This window comes from Streptomyces sp. NPDC098781 (assembly GCF_044759995.1).
Lineage (GTDB): Bacteria > Actinomycetota > Actinomycetes > Streptomycetales > Streptomycetaceae > Streptomyces.
Genome location: NZ_JBIWAK010000009.1, coordinates 460,300 through 478,121, shown reverse-complemented (window position 1 = coordinate 478,121; position 17,822 = coordinate 460,300). Strand labels below are relative to the sequence as shown.

The window sequence follows — 17,822 nt, the reverse complement described above, 5'->3', positions numbered from 1 at the left end:
GCCCCCCCCCCCCCCGGGGGGGGGGGGCGCCGGGGGGCCCCCCCCCCCGGGGCCCCCCCCCCCCCCCCCCCCCCCCCCCCCCGGCCCCCCGGGCCCCCCCCCCCCCCCCCCCGGGGCCCCGACGGTGCGACGAGGTGGTGCAATGGCCGTACGATGCGTAACCCAAGCCGCCGGCGACCAGTTCTGTCCATGTCTGCCTGCTTTTGATCGGTTACGGGATGTGACTCGGGCCACGCGGATTGGGCGTAACACTCGGGGAAACAGCGCGATGACCTAAGAGGTGACTGCCGAGGAAGGGAATACGGACGCCGCTCACGGCGCTGTGTATCTTCCCGGCCCCCGCCCGCACCGTCGGCCCAATCCCCAAGGCCGGTGGTCGGCTCCTGTCCGCCGTGGACGGGGCCGGAAGCCGTTTTTCAACGTTCCGAGAGGTTGTTCGTGTCGGCCAGCACATCCCGTACGCTCCCGCCGGAGATCGCCGAGTCCGTCTCTGTCATGGCTCTTATCGAGCGGGGAAAGGCTGAGGGGCAGATCGCCGGCGACGATGTGCGTCGGGCCTTCGAAGCCGACCAGATTCCGGCCACTCAGTGGAAGAACGTACTGCGCAGCCTCAACCAGATCCTCGAGGAAGAGGGTGTGACGCTGATGGTCAGTGCCGCGGAGCCCAAGCGCACCCGCAAGAGCGTCGCAGCTAAGAGTCCGGCCAAGCGCACCGCCACCAAGACGGTCGCTGCGAAGACGGCGACCGCCAAGAAGGCCACCGCCACCGCCACGCCCGCGGCCCCCGCCGCCGAGGCCGACGTCGAGGACGAGGCCCCCGCCAAGAAGGCCGCTGCCAAGAAGACGACCGCCAAGAAGACGGCCGCGAAGAAGACGACCGCGGCTGCGAAGAAGACGACGGCTGCCGCCAAGAAGACGACGGCGGGCAAGAAGGACGACGCCGAGCTGATCGAGGAAGAGGTCCTCGAAGAGGCGGCCAAGCCGGGCGAGGAGCCCGAGGGCACCGAGAGCGCCGGCTTCGTACTCTCCGACGACGACGAGGACGACGCGCCCGCGCAGCAGGTCGCCGCCGCCGGCGCCACCGCCGACCCGGTCAAGGACTACCTCAAGCAGATCGGTAAGGTCCCGCTGCTCAACGCCGAGCAGGAGGTCGAGCTCGCCAAGCGCATCGAGGCCGGTCTGTTCGCCGAGGACAAGCTGGCCAACGCCGACAAGCTCGCCCCGAAGCTCAAGCGCGAGCTGGAGATCATCGCCGAGGACGGCCGCCGCGCCAAGAACCACCTGCTGGAGGCCAACCTCCGTCTGGTGGTCTCCCTGGCCAAGCGCTACACCGGCCGCGGCATGCTCTTCCTGGACCTCATCCAGGAGGGCAACCTCGGTCTGATCCGCGCGGTCGAGAAGTTCGACTACACCAAGGGCTACAAGTTCTCCACGTACGCCACCTGGTGGATCCGTCAGGCGATCACCCGCGCCATGGCCGACCAGGCCCGCACCATCCGTATCCCGGTGCACATGGTCGAGGTCATCAACAAGCTCGCGCGTGTGCAGCGCCAGATGCTCCAGGACCTGGGCCGCGAGCCCACCCCGGAGGAGCTGGCCAAGGAGCTCGACATGACCCCGGAGAAGGTCATCGAGGTCCAGAAGTACGGCCGCGAGCCCATCTCCCTGCACACCCCGCTGGGCGAGGACGGCGACAGCGAGTTCGGTGACCTCATCGAGGACTCCGAGGCAGTCGTCCCGGCCGACGCGGTCAGCTTCACGCTCCTCCAGGAGCAGCTGCACTCGGTCCTCGACACGCTCTCCGAGCGCGAGGCGGGCGTCGTCTCCATGCGCTTCGGTCTCACCGACGGTCAGCCGAAGACCCTCGACGAGATCGGCAAGGTGTACGGCGTCACCCGCGAGCGCATCCGTCAGATCGAGTCCAAGACCATGTCGAAGCTGCGCCACCCGTCGCGGTCCCAGGTGCTGCGCGACTACCTCGACTAGGTCGCACCCGCACGACGCGTTCCACAACGCGAAGGCCCGGTCCCCGAGTGGGGCCGGGCCTTCGCGTTGGCGCGCGGGTGCGGGGTGCGGCGGGCTGACTCACTCTGGGTTTCCCATGACCACCCGAGAGTGAGGAGCGTCATGCGTCGTCCCTTTGCCCGGGCGCTGGCCCGGCCGTTGGTTCTGGCGGCCGTGGCGTCCGCCATACCGTTGTTGTCCGCCGCCCCCGTGGCCGCCGACAGCGTTGTCGTCGGCGGGTTCCCAATCGATGTGTCGGACAGTCCCTGGACCGTGGCGCTGTCCAGCCGTGACCGATTCGGGGGTACGCGGGCCGGTCAGTTCTGTGTAGGTGTGGCGGTCGGCCGTACCACCGTGCTCACCGCGGCCCACTGCCTGAGCGAGGACGTCCTGGGGCTGCCGCCGGAACAAGTGCGCGACTTCACGGTCATTGCGGGCCGTACGGACCTGCTGTCCGGTCGTGGCCAGGAGATCCGGGTGCGTGCCGCCCGGGTGAACCCCACCTACGACAGGGACACCAACGCCGGCGACTTCGCCGTGGTCAGTCTCGCCGAGCCGCTTCCCGCGAGCGCCGTGATCGGGATGGCGGGCGCCGGTGACCCCGCCTATGGGCCCGGGACGCCGGCGCTGGTCTACGGATGGGGAGACGTCACGGGCGCGGGGGACTATCCGCGGGGCCTGCGGGCCGCCAGTGTGCATGTACTTCCGGACGCCCTGTGCCGACAGGCGTATCCGGGCGACGGGGACGGCAGGTTTCTGGCGGACAGCATGCTCTGCGCGGGAGAGCGGGCCGGAGGCCGAGATGCCTGTCAGGGCGACAGCGGCGGGCCGCTGGTCGCACGGGGGAAGCTGATCGGGCTCGTGTCGTGGGGCAACGGGTGCGGTCGCGCGGGCAGTCCCGGCGTGTACACGAGGGTGTCCGAGATCATGAGGGCCATGGGCTGGCGGGCCGCGGTGCGCGGGGATCGCGCGGGCGGCTGACCCGGGCCGAGGCGCTCGGGGCATGAGCGAGGGCGGCCGCCCCTGGTGTCAGGATTGGCCGCCCGTCGACCGGCCTGTGCCGGAGCTGGCTCGTCGTGGATGCGAGGTGTCAGCGCTCTTCTTCGGAAGCGCTGGCAGGAACGGTCGTGAGCCGCTCCGTCTCGTCCTGTATCTCAGCGGCGATCTTCTTGAGTTCCGGCTCGAACTTGCGGCCATGGTGGGCGCAGAAGAGCAGCTCTCCGCCGCTGAGCAGGACGACGCGCACGTACGCCTGTGCGCCGCAGCGGTCGCAGCGGTCAGCGGCCGTCAGCTGGCTCGCGGGGGTCAGAACAGTAGTCACGTCGCCTCTTCTCTAGCTCGACGAGCTGTCGTACCAGGGTCAACATCCAACCAGCCCCAAAACGTTCCCGCTCGCGGCTTCTCCCAGAGAGAAATTTTTCCGGGGCGGCTGGCTGCTGCCGGGTGGCGGCGAATGTGCCGTATTGCGTCTCAGTCGTGCTTACGGTTTCGCGCTGTCGGTCAAGGTCGGTCCTCCCGGCTGGCTTGCCGGTTTGTTCATGAGGACGTGCCCGGAGCCTAAATGGTTCATGCCCGGAAGGGAACGTGATATGTACTTCACCCCATCGAGGGATCGAACAAGTATGCGACCCTGGACTAGTCTGTGTTTCGCACGAGGGTGGCGTTACATCGGCTCTACCAGGCCTCGGTACCCTCTTGACGGCGACCGAAGCCGCGCCCTTACCCATCAGGGCGCCACCTGAAATTCAGCGAGGAGCGAACCGCGTGACCGCCGAGACGTCCGTGCCGTCCACAGCGCTGCTGGCAGGAGCAGACCGGGACGGTTCCAACTACACCGCGCGGCACCTGCTCGTCCTCGAGGGCCTCGAGGCCGTACGCAAGCGCCCGGGCATGTACATCGGATCGACCGACAGCCGTGGTCTCAGTCACTGCCTGTGGGAGATCATCGACAACTCCGTCGACGAGGCCCTCGGGGGCTATTGCGACCACATCGAGGTGATCCTCCACGACGACGGGTCGGTGGAGGTCCGGGACAACGGCCGGGGCATCCCCGTCGACGTCGAGCCCAAGACGGGCCTGTCCGGCGTCGAGGTCGTCATGACCAAGCTGCACGCCGGCGGCAAGTTCGGCGGCGGCTCGTACGCCGCCTCCGGCGGTCTGCACGGCGTGGGCGCCTCCGTGGTGAACGCCCTGTCCGCGCGGCTGGACGTCGAGGTGGACCGCAGTGGTCACACCCACGCGATCAGCTTCCGGCGCGGTGTGCCCGGAGCCTTCGCCGCCGACGGCCCGACGGCCAAGTTCGAGGCCAAGAGCGGCCTGCGCAAGACCAAGAAGATCCCCAAGACCCGCAACGGCACGCGCGTGCGGTACTGGGCCGACCGCCAGATCTTCCTCAAGGACGCCAAGCTCTCCCTGGAGGCGCTGCACCAGCGCGCCCGCCAGACCGCGTTCCTGGTGCCCGGCCTGACCATCGTCGTCCGCGACGAGCTCGGCCTCGGTGACGGCGGCAGCAAGGGCGAGGAGTCCTTCCGCTTCGACGGCGGCATCAGCGAGTTCTGCGAGTACCTGGCCACCGACAAGCCCGTCTGCGACGTCCTCCGCTTCACCGGCCAGGGCACCTTCAGGGAGACCGTCCCGGTCCTCGACGAGCACGGCCAGATGACGCCCACCCAGGTCACCCGCGAACTCGGCGTCGACGTCGCGATGCGCTGGGGCACCGGCTACGACACGACCCTGAAGTCGTTCGTGAACATCATCGCCACCCCGAAGGGCGGCACTCACGTCGCCGGCTTCGAGACGGCCGTGACCAGCACCATGAACGAGGTGCTGCGCACCAAGAAGATGCTGCGCGTCGCCGAGGACGACATCGTCAAGGACGACGCCCTGGAGGGCCTGACCGCGGTCGTCACCGTCCGGCTCGCCGAACCCCAGTTCGAGGGGCAGACCAAGGAGGTCCTCGGTACCTCGGCGGCCCGGCGCATCGTGAACACCGTGATCGCCAAGGAGCTCAAGGCGTTCCTGACGTCCACCAAGCGGGATGCGGCCGCGCAGGCGCGTGTGGTGCTCGAGAAGGCCGTGGCCGCCGCCCGGACGCGCATCGCGGCTCGCCAGCACAAGGACGCGCAGCGCCGGAAGACGGCCCTGGAGTCCTCGTCGCTGCCCGCCAAGCTCGCCGACTGCCGCAGCGACGACGTCGACCGCAGCGAGCTGTTCATCGTCGAGGGAGACTCCGCGCTCGGCACCGCCAAGCTCGCCCGGAACTCCGAGTTCCAGGCGCTGCTGCCGATCCGCGGCAAGATCCTCAACGTCCAGAAGTCGTCCGTGACCGACATGCTCAAGAACGCCGAGTGCGGCGCGATCATCCAGGTCATAGGAGCGGGATCCGGCCGGACCTTCGACATCGACGCCGCCCGGTACGGCAAGATCATCATGATGACCGACGCCGACGTCGACGGCTCCCACATCCGCACGCTCCTGCTGACGCTGTTCCAGCGCTACATGCGGCCGATGATCGAGGCGGGCCGGGTCTTCGCCGCGGTGCCTCCGCTGCATCGGGTCGAGCTGATCCAGCCCAAGAAGGGGCAGGACAAGTACGTGTACACGTACTCGGACCGTGAGCTGCGCGACAAGCTCATGGAGTTCCAGAGCAAGGGCGTGCGCTACAAGGACACCATCCAGCGGTACAAGGGTCTCGGTGAGATGGACGCCGACCAGCTGGCAGAGACGACGATGGATCCGCGCCATCGCACGCTGCGGCGGATCAGCCTCACCGATCTGGAGGCGGCCGAGCGGGTCTTCGATCTGCTGATGGGCAACGACGTGGCGCCGCGCAAGGAGTTCATCTCGAGCTCGGCGGCGACGTTGGATCGGTCGCGCATCGACGCGTAGCCGCTGCGCCGGGCTGGGGCCGGGTGTTCGGCCTCGGCTTCGCCTTCGGTCCTCTTGGGTTCCCACCCGCACCGTCCGTGCGGCATTCGTCGCCGGGTGCGGGTGGCCCCCGTGGGGGCTGAGCGCCGTCGGCGGCTGCGGGGCCATCTGCGGACTTTGCCTGGTAGTTCCCGCATGAATCACCTGATGGGGTGAAGCGGGCGAAGAAGCCGAGTCGGCGATCTTTCCGTTCTGTCCATGCTTGGGCATGCACTCAAGCGATGGTCGTCCCCGCGAAACCACAGGTGCGCGGTACGACGATCCCTGGTACGACGCCCTCGCCTCCGGGTGGGGGGAGTCGGACGGTACGGCCGCCCCCGAGGCCGCCCCACCTCCCGCCGGTGATGTGTACCTGGAGGTGCAGCGCAGCGCCGCCTTCCGTGAAGTGCGCAGTCGCTACCGGCGGTTCGTGGTGCCGGCGGTCGTCGTGTTCCTCTCCTGGTACGTGGCGTACGTCGTCGCCGCCACGGCCGCGCCGGGGCTGATGGCCCGACCCGTCGCGGGAGCCGTGAACGTCGCGATGCTCGCCGGGCTCGGGCAGTTCCTCACCACCTTCCTGCTCACCTGGGCCTACGCCCGTCACGCGCGGCTGCGAAGGGACCGGGCCGCGCTGGAACTGCGCTGGGACACCCAGGAGTTGACGCGCGTCGCGAAGGGCGGTGCCGCGTGACGGTCGACCATCAGACGCTCTCGCTGCTGCTGTTCAGCGTGTTCGTCGCGATCACACTGGGGATCACCACCTGGGTGAGCCGCAACCGGCATGGTTCCGCGGAGGAGTTCTACGCGGGCGGCCGGCTCTTCACGCCCATGGAGAATGGTTTTGCCATCGCCGGTGACTACATGTCGGCCGCGTCCTTCCTCGGCATCTCCGGGCTCATCGCCCTCTTCGGCTACGACGGGCTGCTGTACTCGGTGGGCTTCCTCGTGGCCTGGCTGCTGGTGCTGTTCCTGGTCGCCGAACTGGTCCGCAACTGCGGCCGGTTCACGCTCGCCGACGTCGTCGCCTCGCGGATGAGGGAACGCCCCGTGCGGATCGCGGCGGGAACTTCCTCGGTCACCGTGTCCGTTCTGTATCTGGTGGCGCAGATGGTGGGCGCGGGCACCCTGGTCGCGCTGCTGCTCGGGGGCAGGGACGAGGCGGCGCAGGCCTGGACCGTCATCGGCGTCGGCGCGCTCATGGTGATCTATGTGTCGTTGGGAGGGATGCGGGCCACCACCTGGATCCAGATCGTCAAGTCGGTCCTGCTGCTCGGCGGTACCGTCGCGTTGACCGTGCTCGTCCTGCTGCGCTTCCACGGCGACTTCGACCAACTGCTGCTCACGGCGGCCGAGCGCAGCGGTCACGGAGACGCGTTCCTCGCACCCGGCCTGAAGTACGGCGGTGACTGGACCGCCCGCCTCGACTTCATCAGCCTGGGCCTCGCCCTGGTGCTGGGCACCGCGGGGCTGCCGCACATCCTGTCCCGCTTCTACACCGTGCCCACCGCCCGCGCGGCCCGGCGCTCGGTGGTCTGGGCGATCGGGCTCATCGGCGGCTTCTACCTGATGACCATCGTCCTCGGCTTCGGCGCGGCAGCGATCGTCGGACCCGAGGCCGTACGCGGGTCGAACGCGGCCGGGAACACAGCGGTTCCGCTGCTCGCCCTCGACCTCGGCGGCGGCGCGGACTCCACCGGAGGAACGGTTTTGTTCGCGGTCGTCGCCGCCATCGCCTTCGCCACGATCCTCGCCGTGGTCGCCGGAATCACGCTCTCCTCCTCCGCCTCCGTCGCCCACGACCTGTACGCCTCCCTACGGCGCCGGCACGCCAAGCCCCGCAGCGAGGTGGCCGTGGCACGCGTCGCCGCGGTCGGTATCGGCGTCGTGGCGATCGGCCTCGGACTGCTGGCCCGCGACCTGAACGTCGCGTTCCTCGTGGGCCTCGCCTTCGCCGTCGCGGCGTCCGCCAATCTGCCGGTGCTGCTCTACTCCCTGTTCTGGCCGGGCTTCACCACACGCGGGGCCGTCTGGGCCGTGTACGGCGGTCTGATCCCGGCCGTGCTGCTCGTGCTGCTGTCGCCGGTGGTGTCGGGCAGCCCCGAATCCCTGTTCCCCGGCGTCGACTTCCAGTACTTCCCGCTCCAGAACCCCGGCCTGGTCTCCATCCCGCTCGGCTTCGTCGCGGGCTGGCTCGGCACCGTCACCTCGGCGGAGGTCCCCGACGAGGCCAAGCACGCGGAGACCGAGGTGCGGTCGCTGACGGGGGCGGGGGCCGTCTGAGCGAGGGCGCCCTGACCGCCGTACGACTCGGCATTTGCCGTACGGATGACGTTTGGGCGGCCCGCATCCGTATGAAAGGGCAGGCACGGTTCTTTCCCCCGCCCCCACGGGCCGTGCCTCAGGCGCGGGTCGCCCACACGTAACGGTGTTCCGGGCGGCCCGCGTCGCCGTACTTGAGGGTCAGGCGGGCGCGTCCCGTGCGTTCCAGGAGCTTCAGATAGCGCTGGGCGGTCTGGCGGCTCACCCCCGTCCGCTCGGCGATCTCCTGGGCCGACAGCGGGCCTTCGGCGTTCATCAGGGAGCGGCGGACGAGTTCCGCGGTGGTGGGGGAGTGGCCCTTGGGCAGGTCGGGTTCCGAGGGGGCCGACAGGGCGCCGAAGATGCGGTCCACCTCGGCCTGTTCCGCCTCGCCGCCGCCGTCGAGGGTGCGGCGCAACTCGGCGTAGGCCTCCAGCTTCGCGCGCAGCCCGGCGAAGGCGAACGGCTTGACCAGGTACTGGAGCGCCCCCTGTCGCATCGCCGCCTGTACGGTCGTGACGTCCCGCGCCGCCGTGACCATGATCACGTCGGTCTGGTGGCCGCGTCGGCGCATCTCCTGGACGACCGCCAGGCCCGTCTCGTCGGGCAGGTAGTGGTCCATGAGGACCAGATCCACCCGGGGCAACTCCTCCACCCGGCGCAGCGCCTCGGCCGCGCTGTGCGCCTCGCCCGCGACACGGAAGCCCGGCACTTTCTCGACGTAGGCAGCGTTGACCCGCGCGACGCGCGTGTCGTCGTCCACGACCAGGACCTCGATCATCGCGACTCCTCCTCGGCGACGGTGGGCGGATCCGACGGCACGGTCTGGGCCGGTTCCAGGGCGGGCTCGGCCAGCGCCTCGGGCAGGACGACCGTGAACTCCGCGCCGCCGCCGGCCGCCTCGTCCACGGTCGCGCCGCCGCCCTGCCGTTCCGCGAGCCTGCGCACCAGGGGAAGGCCGATGCCGCGTTCGCGGTGGGCGGGGCGCTGCTTGGTGGACCACCCCTCGGTGAAGATCAACTCGCGTTGCTGCTCGGGGATTCCCGGCCCCGTGTCGCGCACCCGGAGAACCGCGGTGCGCCCCTCGGCCCGCAGTTCGACCTCCACGCGCGCGTGCGGCGTGCCGGCGACGGCGTCGAGGGCGTTGTCCACCAGGTTGCCCACGATGGTGACGAGCCCCCGCGGGTCGATCAGCCGGTCCGGAAGCCCCGTGCGATCCGACAGCCGCAGCGCGACACCGCGCTCCGCCGCCACCGTCGCCTTGCCGACCAGCAGGGCGGCGAGCAGCGGGTCCTGGATCTTCTCGGCGACCTGTTCGGCGGTGGCACGGTGATCGCCGACGACCTCGCCGACGAACTCCACGGCGTCGTCGTACATCTCCAGTTCCAGCAGCCCGAGGACCGTGTGCATGCGGTTGGCGTGCTCATGGTCCTGGGCGCGCAGGGCGTCGATCAGTCCGCGTGTGGAGTCCAGCTCCCGGCCGAGCTGCTCCAGCTCGGTGCGGTCGCGCAGGGTGGCGACGGCGCCCCCGTCGTCGGTGGGCATGCGGTTGGCGACCAGGACGCGCTGACCGCGGACCGTCAGCAGATCGGTGCCGGTCACCCGGCCGGCCAGGACGTCGGCGGTACGGCCCGTGCCGAGCGCCTCGTCGAGGGACCGGCCGACGGCCTCGTCACCGATGCCGAGCAACCGGCGCGCCTCGTCGTTGAGGAGGCGGATACGGCCGCCGCGGTCCAGGGCGACGACGCCCTCCCGGATGCCGTGCAGCATCGCCTCGCGCTCCGCGAGCAGCGCCGAGATGTCGGAGAACGCCAGGTCACGGGTCTGCCGCTGGACCCTGCGCGAGATGAGCCAGGCGGCCAGCGCGCCCACCGCCAGGGCGCCGCCCGCGTAGGCGAACAGCCCCGGGATGGCGTGCAGCAGACGGGCCCGGACACTGTCGTACGCGATACCGACCGAGACCGCCCCGACGATCTTCCCGTCGCCGTCGCGCAACGGCACCTTGCCGCGGGCGGTGCGGCCGAGCGTGCCGTTGTCGATCTGCATGACCTCGTGACCGGCGAGCGCCCGGCCCGGGTCGGTCGAGACGAGCCTGCCGATCTCGCCCGGCGTGGGATGCGACCAGCGCACCCCGCGCCGGTCCATCACGACGACGTACTCGGCCTTGGTGGCCACACGGATCCGGTCCGCTTCCCGCTGGACCGGGCCGCCGGCCGTCGCGGGCGAGCTCTCCAGGTCCTCGGCGAGCTGCGGCTGGGCGGCGGTGGTCTGCGCGATCGACAGTGCGCGGCGCATCGCCTGGTCGTCGAGCTGGTCGCTGAGCGGGGCGAGGAAGAGACCGGTCGCGAGGACCGCGACTCCCGCGGCGATCGCCACCTGCATCAGCAGCACCTGCGCGAACATCCGCCGGGGCAGACCCAGGCGCAGGCGACGGGCGGGGGGAGTGGGGCTCATACCCATGACGGTACGTGGGGGCGGGGGAGCGGCCGTAGAGGGGTGTGGCGGGGATCTCCTGATCGTCGCGGGTCCGGCCGGGCGCGCGGCGGCTGTTCCGCGGGCGGCCCGGGCAGGCCGATGACCAGGTCAGCTCGTGAGTGCGGTCGCCATCCTGAGCTCGCGTACCGCCACCACGTCCATCCGGGCGGGGGAGCCGAGCGCCGACCCGCAGCTCTCCGGGCGGGGCGGCAGGGAGGCGCCCTGGGACACGGTGACCCGCCAGGTGCGTCCGTCCGTGTGGGCGACGGTCACCTCCCAGCGCGGAGCGGCACCGTCCGTCCGTACGACGGTCAGCGCCTCGGCGGCGTCCTCGCCGGTGGCCCTGCGCACGGCCAGCTCGGCCGCCTGGCCGGGCCGCTCCCAGGCCGAGTTCCCCCGGCAGCCCTCGATGACGATCCGGCCGCCCTGGACGCTGTGCAGGACCTCCTTGACGGCGTGGGCCTGCGCCCGGCCGTAGGCGTAGCCGTACGGCAGCACGAGCAGGGTCGGGGAGAACCGATGTCCACCCAGATGGGTGACCTCCCAGACGCCGTCCACCCCGGAGGCGTCGAGCTCGGCCGCGAGCGGGCGTCCGAGGAGGGCGCAGCAGCGGTCCCGCTTGCCGTTGGTGCAGACGAGCGCGAGCGGGTCGCCTGTGTGGGGCCGACCCTGGAGAACCGAGTCGAAGGTGTGGTGGTCGCCCCTACCGAGGGCGCCGAAGTCCAGGTCGAGCAGCTGCTGGGGATCACGGATGGTGGCCGCGTGCAGCCATACATTCCCGGGACGGGTGTGGGCCACATACACCTGACGCTCGGCGACGCCGCCGCAGTCCGCGTGCCGACCGGGACGGCGGATGAGCGCGACACGCACGCCGGTGCCCTGCGCGGCCGCCTCCAGCGCACGCCCGAGGGCGGGATCCAGGTGGCTCTGGGTGAGCGCCTTGGCACCCCACGGGCCGGGCTGCTCCAGCAGCAGCCAGGTCGTCGCGGTCGCCGCGGTCCCGGCGATGGGCTCGTCGAGGTCCTGCGAGACGGTTGAGCACGTACTCACAGAGGTGAGCCTAACCTGACTGGGGTGGGGGTGACTTGCCGAGGGGGTACGGGACGGCTGCCCAGGGCGTTGGCGCGGCCTGCTCCGGGAGCGGCTGAGGTGGCTTCGGGCCCGGGTAGTGCGCGCTAGGGCGCGTCCCATCCGCAGCGGTCGCTCCCCGTACTCCTCCAGGACGTGGGCGATCCAGTCCGCCGTTCGGGACACGGCGCAGAGCGCCTTGCCCGCCATGGCAGGCAAGGCCGGAATGTTCACACCGACGTTCGCTGCCGCCCGAGTCGTCGGCTGGAGCGCCAATATTCGCGAACAGGCACAGGACTCCAACATCGTCATGCCGGTGGCGCGGTGCGTCGGGCCGGGGGCGCCGGTGAGGGTGGCGCAGGCGGAGGCATGACGAGTACGAGGGCCCGGCACCCCCGCCAGCGCCGGGCCCCTGTCCACCGAAGATGATTCGGCGGCGGTCAACCTGAGTGAAAGGGATCTACCTGCGGAATACGTTGATGGTCACGTTGGCGGCGGCATCCCCGAGAAAGACGGCACCGCCGAACGCCGCCACGGCGCTGACGTGCTCGGTCTCGCCGGTGACGATGAGCAGAACGATGCCGATCGCCGCCAGCAAGGCAACGACTCCAGGCAACAGGTGGAAGATCTGCCTCGTCGTTGGCTGCCGCGTCGGCTGCGCTGCGGTACCGTCGGGCGGCGTCAGGCTGGACATACAGGACTCCTTGAACTGGGTCTTCGAAAGATGTTCGGCCGGGCCCGGGGAGCCCTCTGCGTGGCACTCGTCGCTCGCCAAAGTCATCGAGTGCTGCCATTCAAAGGGGGCTCCCCACGTGTGCGGCGGGGCCGTGATGCGGCACCGTACTTCGTCTGCCGCCGGCTACGGGTCACCTGACTGGTGTTGCTGTGCCCGTGTGGCCGTGTGGGTAGCTGCCATTCGTGCCTGGGGATGGGGGCCGGTGACAGGTCCTACCGCGTGCCCCGGATGCCCGTGAGTCGCGAGCGCGTCCGGGTTGCTCCGCTAAGCGTCGGGAATGTCACCCTTGGCGCGGATGAGGGTCTCGCGGCTGACGACCACGATGCGTTCGTAGTCGGCGCGGGACGCGTCGGCAGGCAGTTCCCGCTCCAGTGTTTCAGTGAAATCCGTCCCGATGACCGCGAAGTTGCCGTCACTCAGCTCGAACACGTCCGGGCAATTGGCTCCCGAGGCACTGCCGCGGGCACGGGGAGGCACACCGATGCGGCGCACGATCTTCAAGGGCTACCGATCCTTACGAGGGTTTGGCAGGTGGTTGGTCGGCAGCACGTTACTCAGATTGCCGGGGCCTGAGTGACTGCGTAGGCAAAAAGTCACTCGGGTCGTGTCGTTGACCGGCGCCGCCCCCTGGTTAATCAAGCGGGCGCGGGGTTCCCCCGGGCGTTGATCAAGCGGGCGGCGGGTTCCCCACCACCCACCACTCGTCCGTGTCGGCGTCTTCGAGATCCTTGATGAGGCTGTCGACCATGCGGCCTATCCGGGCCTCGTCGGACGAGTGCTTCAGGGTCGCGCGCTGCCCCTTCGAGGCTTCCCAGTACTCACGCATCAGCCTGTTCTGGAACAACTCGCGCGCGTGCCCGTAGAACTCCTCCTGGTCGAGCAGCCCCGCGCGAAAGAGGTGGTAGAGGTTGATGTACCAGGCGTTTGCGTAGAAGTACTGGCGCCGCTTCTCCGCCGGGATGTCCGGGTCGTAGGTGTCGATCACCGCGGCCAGGGAGGGATTGTCGATCGCCCTGGAGAGCAACTCCCAATGCATGCGCTGCTGATGTGCCAGGGCCCTGCGACGGGAGGCGAGTTCCTCGAACTCCAGACGCCTCACCTGCAGTCTCTCCGCTTCCAGGCGTCGCTGGCGCGCAGCCAGCGTCATCCCGACGGTGGCGAGCATCAAACCAGCCGCGGCGGAGCCCAGCCTCCTCGCGGCGTTCTTCTGTGTGGCCATGTCAATTACCCCCGATCAGGCGGCCGTCCGCCGGTCGTCGGGGTGCGGGTCGACTGGAGGGGACCGGCGAGCGGTGGGCGGCGCTTGCCGTCTCCCAGAGTGCCGAGCGGCTCTGATCGGCGGGGAGGCGGAGAGGAGGCGCACGGAGGGAAGCGAGGGTCGCACGCTCCGGCGCCATGCCCAACGTCTGCCCGGCAAGTGCTGCTAACAATCGTTCACTTCGTGGAGATTCTCCCCGCTCGTATCCTGGGGCGGCATTCAAAACCTCGAATGTGCGCCGCGTCGCGAGCCGGTGCACCCGTCGGCGTGAGAAAGGTCGCACGTTGAGCCAGCAGAGCCCCGGCCCACAGCAGATCCCGGTCGTCGTCCTCGCCGGATTCCTGGGTTCCGGCAAGACGACTCTGCTCAACCACCTCCTCCATCGCAGCGGAGGCACCCGCATCGGCGCCATCGTGAACGACTTCGGTGCCATCGAGATCGACGCCATGGCCGTCGCCGGCGCGCTCGGCGACTCCACCGTCTCCCTCGGCAATGGCTGCCTGTGCTGCGCTGTCGACGCCGGGGAACTGGATGTCTACCTGGAGCGGCTCGCCCGGCCCGGCACCGGTATCGACGTGATCGTCATCGAGGCCAGCGGGCTCGCCGAGCCGCAGGAACTGGTGCGCATGGTGCTCGCCAGCGAGCATCCGGGAATCGTGTACGGCGGGCTCGTCGAGGTCGTCGACGCCGCGGAGTTCGCCGTCACGCGCGCCAAGCACCCCGAGATCGACCGGCACCTCGCCCTCGCCGACCTCGTCGTGGTCAACAAGCTCGACCGGGCGCCGGACGGAGCACGAGCCATGGCGCTGGTGCGCGACCTCGCCGACCGCGCCGCCGTCGTTCCGGCCACCTACGGCCGTATCGACCCCGAGTTCCTCTTCGACTGCCGCCCCAGCGAGGAACGCGTCGGGCAACTGTCCTTCGACGATCTGCACGAGCACGCAGGAGACCACCACGGTCACCTCCACACCGCCTACGACAGCCTGTCCTTCGTCTCGGAAAAGCCGCTCGACCCACGCCGGTTGATGGCGTTCCTGGACAGCCGTCCGGAGGGGCTGTACCGGATCAAGGGGTACGTCGACTTCGGACCCCACGACACCGCGAACCGCTACGCCGTGCACGCCGTCGGACCGTTCCTCCGCTTCTACCCGGAGCCCTGGACCGCCGCCGGCGCCGACGCACGTCTCAGCCAACTCGTCCTCATCGGCTCGGGCATCGATTCCGCCGCCCTGGCGAAGGAGCTGGAGGCGTGCAAGAGCGACGCCCCACACGCCGACGAGCATGGCATGTGGGGCGTACTGCGCTATGTGCAAGGGCCTGGCGTCGACCTCGACGCCGACCTGCACGCCGACGAGCAGGGTTTCGACGACCTGCCGGCCTAGACCGGGCCCGCCACCACCGAAACCGTCTTCGCCAGGGACACTCCCGAACCGTCGCGGCGGGGATCCATCTCGGGCAGTTCGACCGGGGTGCCGTTCTTCTGGGCCGCGCGTGCCGGGGTGGTGCCCGCCCAGGCCAGGGAGAGACAGTCCTCGCCCTTCAGGAAGCGCTGGCAGCGGACACCGCCTGTGGCCCGGCCCTTGCGCGGGTACTGGTCGAACGGGGTCAGCTTGGCCGTCGTCTGGACCGAGTCGTCCAGGGTGCCGCGCGAGCCCGCGACCGTGAACACCACCGCGTCGGCCGCGGGGTCCACCGCGGTGAACGAGATGACCTTCGCGCCCTCGGTGAGCTTGATGCCGGCCATGCCGCCGGCTGCGCGGCCCTGCGGGCGGACCTGCGAGGCCTGGTAGCGCAGCAACTGGGCGTCGTCCGTGATGAAGACCAGGTCCTCCTCGCCGGTGCGCAACTCGATCGCGCCGACGATCCGGTCGCCCTCCTTCAGCGTGATGACCTCCAACTCCTCCTTATTGGACGGGTAGTCGGGAACCACACGCTTCACGACGCCCTGCTCGGTGCCGAGCGCCAGGCCGGGGGACGACTCGTCGAGCGTCGTCAGGCAGACCAGCGTCTCGCCGTCCTCCAGCGACACGAACTCCGACAGCGGCGCCCCGCCCGCGAGATTCGGCCGGGCCGCGGTCTCCGGCAGCTTCGGCAGGTCGATCACGTTGATCCGCAGCAGGCGGCCGGTCGAAGTGACCGCGCCCACCTCGCCGCGCGCCGTGGCCGGCACCGCCGAGATGATCACGTCGTGCTTGGAGCGCTTGGCGTCGCCGTCCTCCGTGAAGGGGTCGCCGTTCGCCGTACGCGCCAGCAGACCCGTCGAGGACAGCAGCACCCGGCACGGGTCGTCCGCCACCTGAAGCGACACGGCAGTGACCGGCGTGCCCGCCGACTCCAGCAGCAACGTACGCCGCTCGGTGCCGAACTTCTTGGCCACCGCGGCCAGTTCCGAGGAGACCAGCTTGCGCAGCTCGGCGTCCGAGTCGAGGATCCGGGTCAGCTCGGCGATCTCCTGGTTGAGCCGTTCCTTCTCGGACTCCAGCTCGATGCGGTCGTACTTGGTGAGGCGGCGCAGCGGCGTGTCGAGGATGTACTGGGTCTGCACCTCGGACAGGGAGAAGCGCTCCATCAGGCGTTGCTTCGCCTGCGCGCTGTTCTCGCTGGACCGGATCAGGCGGATGACCTCGTCGATGTCCACCAGCGCGGTGAGCAGGCCCTCGACCAGGTGCAGGCGGTCGCGTCGCTTGGTGCGGCGGAACTCGCTGCGGCGCCGTACGACCTCGAAGCGGTGGTCGAGGTAGACCTCCAGGAGTTCCTTGAGGCCGAGGGTGAGGGGCTGGCCGTCGACCAGCGCGACGTTGTTGATGCCGAAGGACTCCTCCATCGGCGTCAGCTTGTAGAGCTGCTCCAGGACGGCCTCGGGCACGAAGCCGTTCTTGATCTCGATGACCAGGCGCAGGCCGTGCTCGCGGTCGGTGAGGTCCTTGACGTCGGCGATGCCCTGGATCTTCTTCGAACCGACCAGGTCCTTGATCTTGGCGATGACCTTCTCCGGGCCGACCGTGAACGGCAGCTCGGTGACGACCAGGCCCTTGCGGCGGGCGGTCACGGTCTCGATCTCGACCGTGGCGCGGATCTTGAAGGTGCCGCGGCCCGTCTCGTAGGCGTCCCGGATGCCGGCGAGGCCGACGATCCTGCCGCCGGTGGGCAGGTCGGGGCCCGGGACGTGCTTCATCAGCGTTTCCAGATCCGCGTTGGGGTGGCGGATCAGATGGCGGGCGGCCGCGATGACCTCGCCGAGGTTGTGCGGCGGCATGTTCGTGGCCATACCGACGGCGATGCCCGAAGCGCCGTTGACCAGGAGGTTCGGGAAGGCGGCCGGCAGCGCCACCGGCTCCCGCTCCTGGCCGTCGTAGTTGGGCGAGAAGTCGACCGTGTCCTCTTCGATCGACTCGGTCATCAGGCTGGTCGCCTGCGCCTGCCGGCACTCGGTGTACCGCATGGCGGCCGGCGGGTCGTCGTTGCCCAGCGAGCCGAAGTTCCCGTGGCCGTCGACCAGCGGGACGCGCATCGAGAAGGGCTGGGCCATGCGCACCAGGGCGTCGTAGATCGAGGCGTCGCCGTGCGGGTGCAACTTACCCATGACCTCGCCGATCACGCGGGCGCACTTCACATAGCCGCGGTCGGGGCGCAGGCCCATCTCGTTCATCTGGTACACGATGCGGCGATGCACCGGCTTGAGGCCGTCGCGAGCATCCGGCAGGGCTCGGGAGTAGATGACCGAGTACGCGTACTCGAGGAAGGAGCCCTGCATCTCGTCGACGACGTCGATGTCGAGGATCTTCTCCTCGTACGAGTCGTCGGGCGGCGGGGTCTTCGTGCTACGGCGGGCCATCGCTGCCGGCTCCTTGCTGAAGCGTTGGACGGGTATGACGCGGACCATTGTGGACCGCGGCACTGACAACCACCGACCAGGACCCGAAGTCTGCCTCCGGTACGGCGCGTGAGAAGTGTCGCCGACGCCCGGCCTCGACGGCGACCGAGGGCGGCGTTCGGGCATCAACCGGCCAGGCCGACACGGTGCTTGCCCGAGGGAGGGCAACACGCGGAGCACTCGCCGGCGACCGCGCGCCCCTC

Annotated in this window: 15 protein-coding genes; 7 read left to right on the top strand and 8 right to left on the bottom strand. The window is 69.9% G+C overall.

The genetic code is table 11. The features are described 5' to 3' along the window. Window positions 1-438 precede the first annotated feature (438 nt). Window positions 439-1,986, top strand: coding sequence for an RNA polymerase sigma factor (locus ACIQWG_RS33540; RefSeq protein ID WP_404102513.1), 1,548 nt, complete (start codon window positions 439-441; stop codon window positions 1,984-1,986). A gap of 141 nt (window positions 1,987-2,127) precedes the next feature. Continuing rightward, window positions 2,128-2,985: a S1 family peptidase gene (locus tag ACIQWG_RS33535; RefSeq protein WP_404102512.1), complete on the top strand. Its 858-nt coding sequence runs from the start codon at window positions 2,128-2,130 to the stop codon at window positions 2,983-2,985. Window positions 2,986-3,094: 109 nt separating this feature from the next. Here ACIQWG_RS33535 and ACIQWG_RS33530 read toward each other — a convergent pair whose 3' ends face one another. Then, window positions 3,095-3,325 (bottom strand): hypothetical protein, encoded by a 231-nt coding sequence (locus ACIQWG_RS33530; protein WP_404102510.1) that lies wholly within the window; start codon window positions 3,323-3,325, stop codon window positions 3,095-3,097. A 443-nt stretch (window positions 3,326-3,768) separates the two neighbouring features. Between ACIQWG_RS33530 and ACIQWG_RS33525 the strand changes: the two genes are divergently transcribed. The 3 genes from ACIQWG_RS33525 to ACIQWG_RS33515 all read left to right on the top strand — a co-directional run bounded on the left by ACIQWG_RS33525 (window position 3,769) and on the right by ACIQWG_RS33515 (window position 8,190). Next, entirely contained in the window at window positions 3,769-5,892 is a 2,124-nt protein-coding gene (locus ACIQWG_RS33525; RefSeq protein WP_404102508.1) for a type IIA DNA topoisomerase subunit B, read from the top strand. Between the two features lie 247 nt (window positions 5,893-6,139). Beyond that, a complete protein-coding gene (locus tag ACIQWG_RS33520; protein WP_404102506.1) occupies window positions 6,140-6,601 on the top strand; it encodes a DUF485 domain-containing protein in 462 nt (153 codons plus the stop codon). Next, window positions 6,598-8,190, top strand: a complete 1,593-nt coding sequence (locus ACIQWG_RS33515; RefSeq protein ID WP_404102504.1) for a cation acetate symporter — start codon at window positions 6,598-6,600, stop codon at window positions 8,188-8,190. Before ACIQWG_RS33520 ends, ACIQWG_RS33515 begins: the two co-directional genes overlap by 4 nt. Window positions 8,191-8,308: 118 nt before the next feature. Here the strand turns inward: ACIQWG_RS33515 and ACIQWG_RS33510 are convergent, their stop codons facing one another. The 3 genes from ACIQWG_RS33510 to ACIQWG_RS33500 form a co-directional block, all read right to left on the bottom strand. Next, the gene (locus tag ACIQWG_RS33510) at window positions 8,309-8,989 is read right to left on the bottom strand and encodes a response regulator (protein ID WP_404102502.1); all 681 of its coding nucleotides are present in this window, start codon (window positions 8,987-8,989) and stop codon (window positions 8,309-8,311) included. Next, window positions 8,986-10,662: an ATP-binding protein gene (locus ACIQWG_RS33505; RefSeq protein WP_404102500.1), complete on the bottom strand. Its 1,677-nt coding sequence runs from the start codon at window positions 10,660-10,662 to the stop codon at window positions 8,986-8,988. The genes ACIQWG_RS33510 and ACIQWG_RS33505 overlap by 4 nt, the downstream gene beginning before the upstream one ends. 129 nt (window positions 10,663-10,791) lie before the next feature. After that, window positions 10,792-11,733, bottom strand: coding sequence for a sucrase ferredoxin (locus ACIQWG_RS33500; protein WP_404102499.1), 942 nt, complete (start codon window positions 11,731-11,733; stop codon window positions 10,792-10,794). 118 nt (window positions 11,734-11,851) lie between these two features. On the opposite strand from ACIQWG_RS33500, the gene ACIQWG_RS33495 reads away from it, so the two are divergent. Beyond that, window positions 11,852-12,124: a citrate/2-methylcitrate synthase gene (locus ACIQWG_RS33495; RefSeq protein ID WP_404102497.1), complete on the top strand. Its 273-nt coding sequence runs from the start codon at window positions 11,852-11,854 to the stop codon at window positions 12,122-12,124. Window positions 12,125-12,211: 87 nt separating this feature from the next. Here the strand turns inward: ACIQWG_RS33495 and ACIQWG_RS33490 are convergent, their stop codons facing one another. From ACIQWG_RS33490 to ACIQWG_RS33480, 3 genes are all read right to left on the bottom strand, one after another. Next, the gene (locus ACIQWG_RS33490; protein ID WP_404102496.1) at window positions 12,212-12,445 is read right to left on the bottom strand and encodes a hypothetical protein; all 234 of its coding nucleotides are present in this window, start codon (window positions 12,443-12,445) and stop codon (window positions 12,212-12,214) included. A 306-nt stretch (window positions 12,446-12,751) separates the two neighbouring features. Beyond that, entirely contained in the window at window positions 12,752-12,988 is a 237-nt protein-coding gene (locus ACIQWG_RS33485; protein ID WP_404102495.1) for a hypothetical protein, read from the bottom strand. A gap of 166 nt (window positions 12,989-13,154) precedes the next feature. Then, complete coding sequence (locus ACIQWG_RS33480) at window positions 13,155-13,706, bottom strand: DUF6082 family protein (RefSeq protein WP_404102493.1); 552 nt, start codon at window positions 13,704-13,706, stop codon at window positions 13,155-13,157. A 323-nt stretch (window positions 13,707-14,029) separates the two neighbouring features. Between ACIQWG_RS33480 and ACIQWG_RS33475 the strand changes: the two genes are divergently transcribed. Further along, on the top strand, window positions 14,030-15,127 hold the full coding sequence (locus tag ACIQWG_RS33475; protein ID WP_404102491.1) for a CobW family GTP-binding protein: 1,098 nt from the start codon (window positions 14,030-14,032) through the stop codon (window positions 15,125-15,127). Here the strand turns inward: ACIQWG_RS33475 and ACIQWG_RS33470 are convergent. After that, window positions 15,124-17,580, bottom strand: a complete 2,457-nt coding sequence (locus ACIQWG_RS33470) for a DNA topoisomerase (ATP-hydrolyzing) subunit A (RefSeq protein ID WP_404102489.1) — start codon at window positions 17,578-17,580, stop codon at window positions 15,124-15,126. The two genes, ACIQWG_RS33475 and ACIQWG_RS33470, sit on opposite strands and share 4 nt — an antisense overlap. Window positions 17,581-17,822: the final 242 nt, after the last annotated feature.

Bases quoted from the DNA above. Each gene is read 5' to 3' on its own strand.
- ACIQWG_RS33535 (WP_404102512.1), top strand. From the start codon at position 2,128: ATGCGTCGTCCCTTTGCCCGGGCGCTGGCCCGGCCGTTGGTTCTGGCG.
- ACIQWG_RS33520 (WP_404102506.1), top strand. From the start codon at position 6,140: ATGCACTCAAGCGATGGTCGTCCCCGCGAAACCACAGGTGCGCGGTAC.
- ACIQWG_RS33510 (WP_404102502.1), bottom strand. From the start codon at position 8,989: ATGATCGAGGTCCTGGTCGTGGACGACGACACGCGCGTCGCGCGGGTC.
- ACIQWG_RS33505 (WP_404102500.1), bottom strand. From the start codon at position 10,662: ATGAGCCCCACTCCCCCCGCCCGTCGCCTGCGCCTGGGTCTGCCCCGG.
- ACIQWG_RS33490 (WP_404102496.1), bottom strand. From the start codon at position 12,445: ATGTCCAGCCTGACGCCGCCCGACGGTACCGCAGCGCAGCCGACGCGG.
- ACIQWG_RS33480 (WP_404102493.1), bottom strand. From the start codon at position 13,706: ATGGCCACACAGAAGAACGCCGCGAGGAGGCTGGGCTCCGCCGCGGCT.
- ACIQWG_RS33470 (WP_404102489.1), bottom strand. From the start codon at position 17,580: ATGGCCCGCCGTAGCACGAAGACCCCGCCGCCCGACGACTCGTACGAG.